Origin of the sequence: Pararhizobium sp. IMCC3301, assembly GCF_030758315.1 — a bacterium.
Classification (GTDB): Bacteria; Pseudomonadota; Alphaproteobacteria; order Rhizobiales.
The window spans coordinates 3,553,957-3,566,726 of the sequence record NZ_CP132336.1; the positions used below are offsets into that span (position 1 = coordinate 3,553,957).

Annotated in this window: 12 protein-coding genes; 8 read left to right on the top strand and 4 right to left on the bottom strand. The window is 56.3% G+C overall.

All coding sequences use genetic code 11. The annotated features are described in order from the left end of the window. Window positions 1-239 precede the first annotated feature (239 nt). The 8 genes from RAL88_RS17165 (at window position 240) to hisG (ending at window position 8,968) form a co-directional block, all read left to right on the top strand. Complete coding sequence (locus tag RAL88_RS17165; protein ID WP_306265125.1) at window positions 240-1,685, top strand: FAD-binding oxidoreductase; 1,446 nt, start codon at window positions 240-242, stop codon at window positions 1,683-1,685. Continuing rightward, window positions 1,682-2,875, top strand: a complete 1,194-nt coding sequence (locus RAL88_RS17170) for an FAD-binding protein (protein WP_306265126.1) — start codon at window positions 1,682-1,684, stop codon at window positions 2,873-2,875. The genes RAL88_RS17165 and RAL88_RS17170 overlap by 4 nt, the downstream gene beginning before the upstream one ends. A gap of 25 nt (window positions 2,876-2,900) precedes the next feature. Further along, window positions 2,901-4,298: a glycolate oxidase subunit GlcF gene (gene glcF / locus RAL88_RS17175; RefSeq protein ID WP_306265127.1), complete on the top strand. Its 1,398-nt coding sequence runs from the start codon at window positions 2,901-2,903 to the stop codon at window positions 4,296-4,298. Window positions 4,299-4,376: 78 nt separating this feature from the next. After that, entirely contained in the window at window positions 4,377-4,781 is a 405-nt protein-coding gene (locus RAL88_RS17180; protein WP_306265128.1) for a hypothetical protein, read from the top strand. Window positions 4,782-4,789: 8 nt separating this feature from the next. After that, entirely contained in the window at window positions 4,790-5,431 is a 642-nt protein-coding gene (locus tag RAL88_RS17185) for a DNA-3-methyladenine glycosylase I (RefSeq protein WP_306265130.1), read from the top strand. A gap of 99 nt (window positions 5,432-5,530) precedes the next feature. Continuing rightward, the gene (gene hisS, locus RAL88_RS17190) at window positions 5,531-7,066 is read left to right on the top strand and encodes a histidine--tRNA ligase (RefSeq protein ID WP_306265132.1); all 1,536 of its coding nucleotides are present in this window, start codon (window positions 5,531-5,533) and stop codon (window positions 7,064-7,066) included. An 11-nt stretch (window positions 7,067-7,077) separates the two neighbouring features. Further along, a complete protein-coding gene (locus RAL88_RS17195; protein ID WP_306265133.1) occupies window positions 7,078-8,238 on the top strand; it encodes an ATP phosphoribosyltransferase regulatory subunit in 1,161 nt (386 codons plus the stop codon). Then, window positions 8,231-8,968, top strand: coding sequence for an ATP phosphoribosyltransferase (hisG, locus tag RAL88_RS17200; RefSeq protein WP_306265135.1), 738 nt, complete (start codon window positions 8,231-8,233; stop codon window positions 8,966-8,968). Before RAL88_RS17195 ends, hisG begins: the two co-directional genes overlap by 8 nt. A gap of 220 nt (window positions 8,969-9,188) precedes the next feature. On the opposite strand, the gene RAL88_RS17205 is transcribed toward hisG, so the two are convergent. The 4 genes from RAL88_RS17205 to groES all read right to left on the bottom strand — a co-directional run bounded on the left by RAL88_RS17205 (window position 9,189) and on the right by groES (window position 12,632). Next, complete coding sequence (locus tag RAL88_RS17205; protein ID WP_306265137.1) at window positions 9,189-9,350, bottom strand: hypothetical protein; 162 nt, start codon at window positions 9,348-9,350, stop codon at window positions 9,189-9,191. Between the two features lie 612 nt (window positions 9,351-9,962). Continuing rightward, window positions 9,963-10,382 carry a hypothetical protein gene (locus RAL88_RS17210; protein WP_306265138.1) on the bottom strand — a complete coding sequence of 140 codons (420 nt, stop codon included), beginning with the start codon at window positions 10,380-10,382 and terminating at the stop codon, window positions 9,963-9,965. Window positions 10,383-10,636: 254 nt separating this feature from the next. Then, on the bottom strand, window positions 10,637-12,286 hold the full coding sequence (gene groL, locus RAL88_RS17215; protein ID WP_306265139.1) for a chaperonin GroEL: 1,650 nt from the start codon (window positions 12,284-12,286) through the stop codon (window positions 10,637-10,639). Window positions 12,287-12,344: 58 nt separating this feature from the next. Continuing rightward, on the bottom strand, window positions 12,345-12,632 hold the full coding sequence (gene groES / locus RAL88_RS17220; protein ID WP_306269734.1) for a co-chaperone GroES: 288 nt from the start codon (window positions 12,630-12,632) through the stop codon (window positions 12,345-12,347). Between the last annotated feature and the right edge of the window lie 138 nt (window positions 12,633-12,770).

Below are 12,770 nucleotides of genomic sequence, written 5' to 3' on the forward strand. Positions count from 1 at the left end.
CTCCTCAAATTATTTCACCTGTCCGGTCAAATCCCGGAATTGTTCGCACACCCGATGGGGTTGTCGAATGTATTGCAATCGGCGTCAAGTCCACAGCACATATTGTGATTGTCGAGCCATTTACCAAGGCCGGACCCCCAAACACTGATTTCATGCGCGGAAGCAGGTGGTTAGCTGGTAAAAAAAATTGACCAGTTAGAAAAACTCTGACAGAATTACTGCGGTTTATGGAGGAAAACATGGGCACAATTGCAATACCCGAACCGGATCCGGCCATTCTGGCGCGCCGAAACGAGATTGTTCGCGATCTTGGCAAACTGGTATCCGGGGAAGGTGTCATCAGCGATCCGACTGAACTGGTGCCTTACGAAACTGACGCATTTACCGCCTATCGGCGGGTTCCGCTCGCCGTGGTGTTGCCGCAAACCACTGAAGAAGTCGCCGCCGTCCTGAAATACTGCCACCAGGCGGGCTTGCCGGTGATCCCGCGCGGTGCCGGGACCTCGCTGGCCGGTGGCGCAATTCCGCAGCAGGATGCAGTGGTGATCGGGATTGCCAAAATGAGCCGGGTGCTGAATGTCAATTATGACAATCGCACAGCCACAGTTCAGGCAGGAATTACCAATCTGAAGGTGTCCGATCATGTCGGGCCGGACGGATTTTTCTACGCACCGGACCCTTCATCGCAACTGGCCTGCACCATTGCCGGCAATATCGGCATGAATTCCGGCGGGGCCCATTGTCTGAAATATGGGGTGACCACCAATAATCTGCTCGGCGTCAAAATGGTCATGCTGGATGGCACCGTGCTGGATATTGGCGGCGAACACCACGACGCACCGGGTTATGATCTGCTTGGCCTGATCTGCGGGTCGGAAGGTCAGATCGGCATTATCACCGAAGCAGTGGTACGCATTCTGCCCAAGCCGGAAGGCGCGCAACCGGTGCTGTTCGGCTTTCCCACCGCTGAAAGCGCCGGGGCCTGTGTCGCCAGCATCATCGCGGCCGGACTGGTGCCGGTGGCGATGGAGTTCATGGACAAGCTGGCCATCGAAATCTGCGAAGCCTTTGCCAAGGCGGGCTATCCCATGGACGTCGATGCGCTGCTGATCATCGAGGTTGAAGGCTCCAACGCGGAGATGCGTGAACAGCTCGACAAGATCGTCGCGATTGCCAGGCAGCACGACGTCAAGACCATCAAGGAAAGCCAGTCGGCGATGGAAGCGGCGGCCATCTGGAAAGGCCGCAAATCAGCCTTTGGCGCTACCGGCCGGGTCGCGGATTATATCTGTATGGATGGCACAATCCCGACCGGCCAACTGCCCTATGTGCTGTCGCGGATGAGCCAGATCATCGACCATTACGGCCTGCGCGTGGCCAATGTGTTTCATGCCGGTGACGGAAATCTGCATCCGTTGATTCTGTATGATGTCAACGATCCGGCAGAGCGGCAAAAGGCGGAAGATGCCGGCAATGAGATCCTCACACTGTGTGTCGAGGTCGGCGGCTGCCTGACCGGTGAACACGGTGTCGGCATTGAAAAGCGCGACCTGATGCGTGTCCAGTTTACCGAAGAGGATCTGCGCCAGCAAATGCTGGTCCGGGCGGTTTTCGATCCGGCCTGGCAGATGAACCCGGCCAAGGTGTTTCCGCTGGATGGCCGTATTACAGGGCAGGCAGCATGAAAACTGTGACGCCAGGCAGTGAAGAGGAGCTGATCGAGACAATCCGCGAGGCAATTGCCGGAACAGCTCCGCTGCAGGTTCAAGGCAGCGGTTCCAGAGCCGGATTGGGCCGCACTGTTCCTGAAACGACAAAACTCAGCATGGCGGAACTGTCCGGCATCACCTTGCTGGAACCGGCCGAGATGGTGTTTTCCGCCAAAGCAGGCACACCGGTTTCCGTGGTGGAGGCCGCGCTGGCCGAACACGGCCAGGCTCTGACCTTTGAGCCAATGGACCATCGATCGCTGTATGGAACCAGCGGCGAGCCGACCATCGGCGCAGTTGCTGCCGGCAATATTTCCGGTCCGCGCCGGATTTCCGCCGGAGCCGCCAGAGACAGTCTGATTGGTATAAGGCTGGTCAATGGCAGGGGCGAAATGATCAAAAACGGCGGCCGCGTCATGAAAAATGTCACCGGTCTCGATCTGGTCAAGCTGCTGTCCGGGTCCTGGGGCACGCTTGGCGTCCTCAGCGAAGTCACGTTCAAGGTACTTCCGAAACCGGCAAACAGCACGACACTGCAACTCAGCGGACTGGCAGATGATAGGGCGATTGCCGCGCTCTGCCGGGCGATGACATCGCCGTTCGAGCCCACCGGGGCCGCGCATCTGCCCGCCGGTATAGCGGGTGATGCGGCACGCACGCTGGTGCGGCTGGAAGGCTTTGACACGCAATTGCGCTATCGCTTTGAGCAGACCGCCCGGCATCTGGCTGAATTCGGCAAGGCGGAGGAGATTGCCGGGCCGGACAGTGAGGCATTGTGGCGCGATATCCGCGATGTCGTTCCTCTGGCCGAACCCTTTGACCGTGCAGTGTGGAAAATTTCAGTGGCCCCCACCAAAGGTGCGGACATCATGCGCCGCTTCGCAGAGCAGCACGAAACCAGGCATTTCTTTGACTGGAGCGGCGGGCTGATCTGGGTTGCGATTGATCCGGCAGAGGATGGCGATGCCGGTGCAGCGGCGCTGCACAGAATTTTGGCTGAATCTGGCGGTCACGCCACCCTGGTGCGCGGCCCGGACGAGTTGCGTGCACGCATTGATGTATTTCAGCCCTTGTCAGCACCCATGATGAAACTCACCTCCAGCATCAAACAGACATTTGATCCCAAGGGGATCTTCAATCCCGGCTTTATGTATTCCGGCGTATAGAGCGCACTCTTGTTCAGGTTGACCCATGCAGACAAATTTCACTGAAGCTCAGCTTCAGGACCCGCAAATTGCCGCATCAGAGAAAATTCTGCGCAGCTGTGTGCATTGTGGCTTCTGTACCGCCACCTGCCCAACCTACCAGCTTCTCGGTGATGAGCTCGACAGTCCGCGTGGACGGATTTACCTGATCAAGGACATGCTGGAACATGACCGGCCCGCCGATGATAAAGTCGTCAAGCATATTGACCGCTGCCTGTCCTGCCTGTCCTGCATGACAACCTGTCCCTCCGGCGTGAACTATATGCATCTGGTCGATCATGCCCGCTCGCATATTGAAAAAACCTATACAAGGTCCTGGCATCAGCGGGCGATGCGCGCAGTGCTGGCTGGTGTTCTGCCCTATCCCGGAAGGTTCCGCCTCGCCTTGGCGGCAGCCTTCTTCGGCAAGCCATTTGCCGGATTGCTGAAAAGGCTGGGCGGGCCCTTCCGCCAGATCGGGGCGATGCTGGAATTGGCGCCTTCGCGGATCGAACCGCGCAGCGCGCTATCGGCCGGCGATGTGTTCAAGCCGCAAAAAGCGGTTTCCGGCCGTGTCGCGCTGCTGACCGGTTGCGCTCAGCCGGTACTCAATCCGGGTATCAATGAGGCGACGGTTGAGCTGTTGAACCGTGCCGGCATCGAAATTGTGCTGCCGAAAGGGGAGGGCTGCTGTGGCGCTCTGGTGCATCATATGGGCAAGGATGCAGCCAGCCATCACCAGGCCAGGGCAAATATTGATGCCTGGTGGCGCGAGATTGAGGGAGATGGTCTGGACGCTATCATCATTACAGCGTCCGGCTGTGGCACAACGATCAAGGATTACGGCCATATGCTGCGCCATGATCCCGATTACGCCGACAAAGCGGCCCGCGTGTCGGCGCTGGCCAAAGATGTCACCGAATATCTCTGCGCAATTGATCTTGGTCAGCCGCAACGCGGGTTTGATCTGACCGTTGCCTATCATTCGGCATGCTCGATGCAGCATGGCCAGCAGATCACGACCCAGCCGAAAAAGCTGCTCGAGGCAGCGGGTTTCCGGGTCACCGATGTGCCGGAAGGACATTTGTGCTGCGGATCGGCAGGGGTTTACAATATTCTCCAGCCCGTAATTGCGCGGCAATTGCGAGACCGCAAAATTGCCAATATTGAACGCACAAGGCCGGACCTCATTGCCACCGGCAATATCGGCTGCATGACCCAGATCGGCGGCGGCACCGATCTTGCCATCCTGCATACGGCGGTGCTTTTGAATTGGGCCTATGGCGGCGACATGCCGCAGTTGCTGCACGATCGGGGTTTTGACAATCCACAATTGGGCTCCGGGCCGCAATTGGGCTCCGGGCATAACACTGTGCCGGCAGCTTTGTTTGAAGCCACTGAATAAAGGGTCGAAACTTTGCAGCCACTCTGCTAAACCCGCCCGCAATTGATAATTCATTCAGTCAGCAGCAGAGAGTTCGTCATGATCGAAGGCAATCAACTAGAAAAAGTCATCAATGTCGGCGCCAGCGACGACGGCAATTTGTCCTATGTCACACTCCAGCTGGCTGGCGCAGGAAATGTCCGTCTCGTGGTTCCCAAGGAACAGGCTTCGACCTTGCTGTCAGCCGTGATGACCGCCAAATCATCAGCCGAAAACAACCGCGCCAAGGCGGCGGGCGAAAAATCCGGTCAGCGCGCCTTTTCGCCGGCAGGTGCATTGCCGGTCAAGACATTTGCCGTCGGTGCGGCTACCCGCTCGGACGGCCAGCGCAATCTGTTTCTGCGCATTGAAATCCCCAATGGCGGCTATATTGATTTCGGCTTTGACGAGGAACAGGCACAACATCTTGCCCGCGGTGTGCGCCAGACCCTGGAACGGCGCTAGAGCGCTTTATGGCACAGGCCCTCGCCGATGGTCTTATCGAGGGCACCGATGGTGCGGTGCGGTGCTGGTGGCACGGCAATCAGGCGGATTACCTGCTTTACCACGACACCGAATGGGGCTGGCCGGTTGATGATGACCGGCGGCTGTTTGAAAAAATCTGCCTGGAGGGATTTCAATCCGGCCTGTCGTGGCTGACGATCCTGCGCAAACGCGAGAATTTTCGCGCCGCCTTTGCCAATTTTGATGCGGAAATTCTCTCGCAATTCGGCGAGCAGGATGTCGAGCGCCTGTTGCAGGATGCCGGCATCGTGCGCCATCAGGGTAAAATCCGTTCAACCATCAACAATGCCGCCCGGGCACTGGAGCTGAAGTCCGAATTCGGATCGCTGGCGGCCTATTTCTGGAGCTTCGAGCCGGCCGCTTCAGAGCGTCCGAAAAAGCTGGATCACGCTGCCGCAATGACCCTGGGAAAGACGGCTATATCGACCCGCATATCAAAGGATCTGAAAAAGCGCGGCTGGTCCTTTGTCGGGCCGACCACAGTCTATGCGTTCATGCAGGCCATGGGTCTGGTCAATGATCATCTTGAGGGCTGTATCTGCCGCCCCAGTGTCGAAACCGCCCGGGCAAGCTTCAAACGACCTGTTTGAGCAGATGCCGCCACCGCGTCTGCTGCATCCATGCTTGCCGCAATCGGGCCAATGGGTTAGGACATCGCAGACTTTTCAGGCAAACCGATTGCGCATCCCATGAGCACGAAACAGAACAGGAAGGCCGACAAGGTCAAGGCCCGCAAACCACGCGGATTTGCAGACCGCGAAGTCCATGACATTCGCGCCGCTGACGCCATGATGTCGACCATCAAAGCGGTCTATGAACTGTATGGCTTTGATCCTGTTGAAACGCCTTTGTTTGAGTATACCGATGCGCTGGGCAAGTTTCTGCCCGATACGGATCGCCCCAATGAAGGTGTATTTTCGCTGCAGGATGATGATGAGCAATGGATGAGCCTGCGTTATGATCTGACTGCGCCGCTTGCCCGCTATGTGGCCGAGAACTATCAGGATCTGCCGAAACCTTACCGCAGCTACCGGGCCGGGTGGGTGTTCCGCAATGAAAAGCCGGGTCCGGGCCGCTTCCGTCAATTCATGCAGTTCGATGCTGACACGGTGGGCACTGCATCGGTCGCGGCAGACGCGGAAATCTGCATGATGGCAGCGGATATTCTGGCCAGGCTGGGGCTGGTGCAGAGCGGCGCGGACCGTGAATTCGTAATTTACGTCAACAACCGGAAACTGCTGGATGGCGTCATGGAAAGCGCCGGCCTGGCTGGTCTCGACCATGCCGCAACGCGCCTTTCGGTGTTGCGCGCCATCGACAAACTCGACAAATTTCCAGTCGGTGAAGTAAAAAAACTGCTCGGCAAAGGCCGTCTCGATGACAGCGGCGACTTTACCAGCGGAGCTGGCCTCAGCGATGAACAGACAGAGACAATTATGGGATTTGTCGATTTTCGCAGCCTGGAAAGCAACGATGCGGCGGCAAATACGGCAACGCTTGCGGCCCTGAAAGCATCAAGCTTCATTGACAATCAGAATTTTGCTGCCGGTGTCGAGGAGATGGAGACGATTGCCGCGCTGACGGCGGCTGCCGGCTATGACAGCAGCGTCATCGCCATCGCGCCCTATATTGTGCGCGGTCTGGAATATTATACCGGCCCGGTCTATGAAGCGTCGCTGACCTTTGAAGTCGAGAACGACAAGGGCAAGCCGGTGCAGTTCGGCTCTGTTGCCGGCGGCGGCCGCTATGATGGTCTGGTCGGACGGTTCCGCGGTGAAGCGGTCCCAGCCACCGGATTTTCCATCGGTGTGTCGCGACTGCTGACCGCTCTGCGCCAGAAGGATCTTCTGGCGGACCGCGACCAGCTCGGCCCGGTTGTGGTGCTGGTCATGGACCGCGACCAGATGGTGTCCTATCAGGCCATGACGCGCGAATTGCGCGCTGCCGGCATTCGCTCTGAAATGTATCTCGGCAATCCCAAGAATTTCGGCAAGCAACTGGCCTATGCCGACAAACGCAATGCGCCGGTGGCGGTCATTGAAGGGTCAGACGAGCGGGCCGCCGGTGAGTTGCAGATCAAGGATCTGTTTCTGGGTAAGCATTTGTCGGCGCAGATTATCGACAACGAACAATGGCGCGCAGAAAATCCAGGCCAGAGCACCATTAAACGCACCGATCTTGTAGCCGCCGTCGCTGCGATCGTGGCACGGTATCAGCCGGAATAGGGACGCGATCAATGGTGCCCCGCGTTTCATCATCCAGCCCTGTCGGGACCAAGGCACTACAGGCCTTTGACGTGCTGTTCGAGCGCTATCAGTGCGAGCGGATTGAAACGGCCATTTTGCAGCAGGCCGACCCGTTTCTGGAAACAGCCGGAGAGGATCTGCGCCGCCGCATGTTCATAACGGCGGGTGCGGCGGGTGAGGAAATGTGTCTGCGCCCGGATTTTACAATTCCGGTCTGCCTGTTTCATCTGCAGTCTGAAATCGATCTGCCGCGCCGCTACGGTTATCTTGGCCCGGTGTTCCGCCAGCGTGACGCCGGCCCCAACGAATTTCTGCAGGCCGGGGTGGAGCATCTCGGCCGCACCGAAACGCCGCATCTTGTCGATGCGGAAATCATGACGATTGCGGTCAATGCGGCCACCATTCCCGACAGCCACGCAGAGCTGTCACTGAAACTCGGCGATCCGTCGCTGTTTCATCAATTGCTGGTCTCACTTGACGTGCCTTCGGGCCTGCGCCTTCGTTTGATCCGCGCCTTTGGCCGAGGTCTTGACAGGCCGACGATCCAGCGCATCCTGTCACCGGGAGATGCGGAAGCATTGCCCTTGCCCGGCGGCCTGCAAGCAGGCTTGCACGACGCTGAGGCGCTGCGGCAAGCTGTTGCCGACATGATGCTGACTCAGGGCCTGTCGCCGCATGCAGGCCGCAGCCCGGAGGATATCGCCACCCGCTATCTGGAGACCTACGGACCGCAGGATTTTGGTTTGAACGAGGGCGCAAAGACCCGGCTGGAAACTGTGCTGTCGGATTATCTTGAACTCAGTGGCCCGGCGCTGGAAATGCCGGCCAGACTGGTTGAATTTGAGCGGCACCACGCGGTTGAATTCGGCACCAGGCTGACGCAATTTTCAGACCGTCTGTCGGAGTTTGCCAGACAGGCCGGGGACTTGATGCCAGACAGTTTTGTGTTTGCATCAGACTTTGCCCGGCCTTTGGATTATTACACCGGTTTTGTGTTTGAACTGTTTGTCAATGGCGCAACCCAGCCGGTTGCGGGCGGCGGGCGTTATGACCGGCTGATGGAGATTCTCGGCTCCGCTGTGCCGGTCCCGGCCGTCGGGTTTTCGCTGTGGCTTGACCGGATGCCGAAAGGGAAGGGTGATCATGGCTGACCTGGTGCTTGCCATTCCCTCAAAGGGCCGTCTTAAAGAGCAAACCGAAGCGGTTTTCAAAAACGCCGGATTCAGCATCGAGGCGCTGGGCTCCTCGCGCAGCTATTTCGGCCGATTGAGCGGCTTTACCAATGGACGCAGTGCCGACATTTCATTTCTCTCGGCCGGGGAAATTGCCCGCGAGACGATGCGCGGGGCAATTCACCTGGGCATAACCGGCGAGGATCTGGTGCGCGAAACCCTGCGCCAAGCGGACGACAAGATTGCTCTGTTAAAACCACTTGGATTCGGCCATGCCGATGTGGTGGTGGCCGTTCCGGAAAGCTGGGTTGATGTGAACACTATGGAGGATCTGGATGATGTCGCCGCCGGGTTCCGGCGGCATTATGGCCGGCGCCTGCGGGTTGCGACGAAATACTGGATGCTGACTCAGAGTTTTTTTGCCAGTCACGGACTGGGAGTCTACCGGATTGTTGAAAGCCTTGGTGCGACCGAAGGGGCTCCGGCGGCAGGGTCTGCTGATATCATCGTCGATATTACCAGCACCGGATCAACGCTTCAGGCCAATCATCTCAAAATTTTAGCCGATGGGGTGGTTCTGCGATCGCAAGCCAACTTGATTGGATCAAAAACTGCGGCATGGACATCGGCAAATTTGGAACTTGCCAGAGAGATTGTGGAGCGTATCGGGGGCGATCCGACATGTCTTGAACATGCGGTGGCTCCCTGAAGCTTTGTCGTTTGAAAAACATGATGGACATCCTTGTGGACGGTTGAAAGCGTAGGCAGTCGAGAACTTGTTCCTTGATCCAAGGCCATTTTTTTTGTTGTTTTTGGCGGCCTTGGAATCAGCGATGGTCTTTGTCAGATCCCGACGCCCGGCTCAGGGGCGACACTGTGGGGCGGCGGGATCCTTTGCCGCAACAAACCAGTTGCTGCGTTTTCCCGGCTTATTTGCCGGAAAGGTCTTTCGCCAGGCCTGTATAACCAGGGGTCATGGCGTCAGGCGAGCTGTCATTGGCCGGATTGTAAACATTGGCACTGACAGCTGAGGCGCCAAGAACGATTGAACTGAGGATCAGAACGGGCGCTGCAATTTTACGAAAAGTCATTTTCTTATTCCTTGTTATTGGTTTTCGTTTTCTCTCTGGTGCGAGGGGTGTGTGCCTCTCGATGAATACAAGTTAGGTGATACTGTCTGCGATTTAAACGGGAACAATCCGTTCAACCTGGCTGAACATTCACAGCCCCGTGAGAGTGATCTGGCAAAGTGGCAGACTTCTGCGAATCTTGATTTCTGATCTCACGAAAACACAATGCAGCTTCACCAATGTGTGTAGTCTTGTGACAAGGCCGTGTCCGGGAAAGACCTGAAAAATCTGGGGAAACGGCCGGAATTACCGCCCATGAAGGCCAAATCCACATCATATTTTCCTGCTGACAGCCGAAGTTTCGCGGGCAGCGACTATCCGTGCATCAGGGTTGTGCGGCGCAAGCCAGTCTGTTGGCAGTGTCTGCAATCACAGCGATAAGATGATCGGCAACCAGCCTTATCCGGTGCGAGATACAACGATGAGGGCATGAACGGCGTTAAAGCGTAGCCGGTTTGGCACATCTCAACGGTGAGCCGCATCTGCCGCCACAACAAAAAAGACGTATGGTGCGGAACACCATACGTCTTTCGCGTGTGAGAGGGCTGATCGTAATCAGCTGACGCTCATCTGTTAGTTTGTAGAGGCAGTACCGGTCTGACCGGGAGTCTGCGCATCAGGAGACGTTTCATTGGCCGGGTTAAACACGCCTGACGATTCTTTGTCATCGTCTCCGGTCATTGCAGTTTCATTGTTTTCAAGAGCAATACCCGTGCAACCTGGTGTCATGGCATCGGGTGCAGTTTCATTGGCTGAATTGAACACGCCGGACGTTTCGCAATTAAGCATGGTTTCGCCTGTCACGGCTGTTGCATTGTTGGATTCTGCAAGACCGGTCTGACCAGGGGTCTGTGCATCTGGCGAGGAGTCTGTTGCGGCGTTGAATGTGCCTGTAGACTCAGTGACAGTATCGCTCGTTGCGACGGCGGCTGATGCGCTCAGCGCCAGAAAGCTAGCAAGTGTAATAGGGGCAATTTTCTTAATAAAAGTCATATCATTTCCCTTTTTGATTTCGCTGAAATTCAAATGGATCGTTTATACTCAGCATGTCAAAGTAACGATCCGGGTAGGGAAAAGTTTCAATTGCTTTGATTATTATAAGTTAACAGTTTGTTCACTGATGGCGGGGTTGAAAATCCATTTTTTGCGCTAGTGCGGCGCCGTGCCGCGGCCCGGAGATGCAGGCCGGTTTGACAAAAAAGGCGGCCCGATGGCCGCCTTCTTCAAGATCAGATTGATGCCGGACTTTAGAAGTCCATGCCACCCATGCCGCCCATGCCACCTGGCATGCCGCCACCACCGCCACCGGCACCTTCTTTGGAAGGTTTGTCAGCAACCATGGCTTCAGTCGTCACCAGCAGGCCGGCAATGGAAGCCGCGTCCTGAAGGGCTGTACGCACCACTTTGGTCGGATCGATAATGCCGGCTGCGATCAGATCGACATATTCTTCGGTCTGGGCATCGAAACCGTAAGGGTCTTTGCCTTCCAGAACCTTGTTGACGACGACAGAGCCTTCAACGCCCGAGTTTTCGGCAATCTGGCGGATCGGAGCCTGCAATGCGCGCAGAACGATCTTGATACCAGCCTGAATGTCCGGATTTTTGGAAGTCAGTTTACCGACGGCAACAGTGGCCCGCAGCAAAGCAGCGCCACCGCCTGGTACGATACCTTCTTCGACAGCAGCGCGGGTTGCGTTCAGAGCATCATCAACACGGTCTTTGCGCTCTTTCACTTCAACTTCGGTTGCACCGCCGACACGGATAACGGCAACACCGCCGGCCAGCTTGGCAAGGCGTTCCTGCAGTTTTTCGCGATCATAGTCAGATGTGGTGTCTTCGATCTGGGCTTTGATCTGGGCAACACGTGCTTCGATGCCTTCCTTGGCACCGGCACCATCGACAATAGTCGTGTTCTCTTTGGTGATGGAAACGCGCTTGGCTGTGCCGAGCATATCCATATCGATGTTTTCCAGCTTGATGCCGAGATCTTCGGAAATCACTTCACCACCGGTCAGGATGGCAATGTCTTCCAGCATCGCTTTACGGCGATCACCAAAACCAGGTGCCTTGACAGCAGCCACTTTCAGGCCGCCGCGCAGTTTGTTGACAACCAGAGTTGCCAGGGCTTCGCCTTCAACATCTTCAGCGATGATCAGCAAAGGCCGTCCGGACTGCACAACTTTTTCAAGGATTGGCAGCATGGCCTGCAGATTAGACAGCTTCTTCTCGTGCAGAAGAATATACGGGTCTTCCAGTTCTGCGATCATCTTTTCGGAATTTGTCACGAAATAGGGCGACAGATAACCACGGTCGAACTGCATACCTTCAACGGTTTCAAGTTCAAACTCGAGCGCTTTGGACTCTTCGACAGTGATGACACCTTCATTGCCGACGGTCTGCATGGCTTCGGCAATTTTCTCGCCGACAATCTTGTCGCCATTGGCGGAGATTGTGCCAACCTGGGCAACTTCTTCAGATGTGCTGATGGTTTTTGAACGGGCTTCAAGATCGGCAACGGCTGCAATAACAGCCATGTCAATACCGCGCTTGAGATCCATCGGGTTCATGCCGGCGGCAACGTATTTGGCGCCTTCCTTGACGATGGCATGAGCCAGCACAGTTGCAGTTGTTGTGCCGTCGCCTGCTTTTTCATTGGTTTTGGAGGCAACTTCGCGCACCATCTGTGCGCCCATATTTTCGAACTTGTCTTCCAGTTCGATTTCCTTGGCAACCGAAACACCATCTTTGGTGATGCGCGGTGCGCCAAAAGATTTGTCGAGAATAACGTTACGGCCTTTGGGGCCCAGTGTTACTCTTACAGCATTGGCGAGAACTTCGACGCCACGCAGCATTTTATCGCGCGCGTCGCTGCCGAATTTAACTTCTTTAGCAGCCATGATTTTGAGATCCTTCTCTCAAGTCGTAAAAATCTGAAGTGGTGAACAGCGCTCTGGCTTAGCCAACCACGCCCATAATGTCGGATTCTTTCATGATCAGCAGGTCTTCGCCGTCAAGCTTGACTTCAGTGCCGGACCATTTGCCGAAAAGAACACGGTCGCCAGCTTTGACGTCGAGCGGCTGAACCTTGCCGGCTTCGTCGCGGGCGCCAGCGCCTACGGCAACGATTTCGCCTTCTTGCGGTTTTTCCTTGGCGGTATCTGGAATAATGATCCCACCTGCGGTTTTTTCCTCGGACTCTACGCGGCGAACAACCACACGGTCGTGGAGAGGACGGAATTTCATCGTCTTCTTTTCCTTCTGCTTGGCATCCATGACGGATGCGAAACCTTGGTTTCGATATGAATTAGCACTCACTCTGATAGAGTGCTAGCGGACTGCCGGGAGATAGTGTTTGCCGGGCTTTGTGTCAACAGAGAAACA

Coding starts and splice junctions, on each gene's coding strand:
- hisG (WP_306265135.1), top strand. CDS start 8,231: ATGGCTGACCTGGTGCTTGCCATTCCCTCAAAGGGCCGTCTTAAAGAG.
- RAL88_RS17185 (WP_306265130.1), top strand. CDS start 4,790: ATGGCACAGGCCCTCGCCGATGGTCTTATCGAGGGCACCGATGGTGCG.
- groL (WP_306265139.1), bottom strand. CDS start 12,286: ATGGCTGCTAAAGAAGTTAAATTCGGCAGCGACGCGCGCGATAAAATG.
- RAL88_RS17170 (WP_306265126.1), top strand. CDS start 1,682: ATGAAAACTGTGACGCCAGGCAGTGAAGAGGAGCTGATCGAGACAATC.
- RAL88_RS17205 (WP_306265137.1), bottom strand. CDS start 9,350: ATGACTTTTCGTAAAATTGCAGCGCCCGTTCTGATCCTCAGTTCAATC.
- RAL88_RS17180 (WP_306265128.1), top strand. CDS start 4,377: ATGATCGAAGGCAATCAACTAGAAAAAGTCATCAATGTCGGCGCCAGC.
- RAL88_RS17165 (WP_306265125.1), top strand. CDS start 240: ATGGGCACAATTGCAATACCCGAACCGGATCCGGCCATTCTGGCGCGC.
- hisS (WP_306265132.1), top strand. CDS start 5,531: ATGAGCACGAAACAGAACAGGAAGGCCGACAAGGTCAAGGCCCGCAAA.
- RAL88_RS17195 (WP_306265133.1), top strand. CDS start 7,078: ATGGTGCCCCGCGTTTCATCATCCAGCCCTGTCGGGACCAAGGCACTA.
- RAL88_RS17210 (WP_306265138.1), bottom strand. CDS start 10,382: ATGACTTTTATTAAGAAAATTGCCCCTATTACACTTGCTAGCTTTCTG.
- groES (WP_306269734.1), bottom strand. CDS start 12,632: ATGAAATTCCGTCCTCTCCACGACCGTGTGGTTGTTCGCCGCGTAGAG.
- glcF (WP_306265127.1), top strand. CDS start 2,901: ATGCAGACAAATTTCACTGAAGCTCAGCTTCAGGACCCGCAAATTGCC.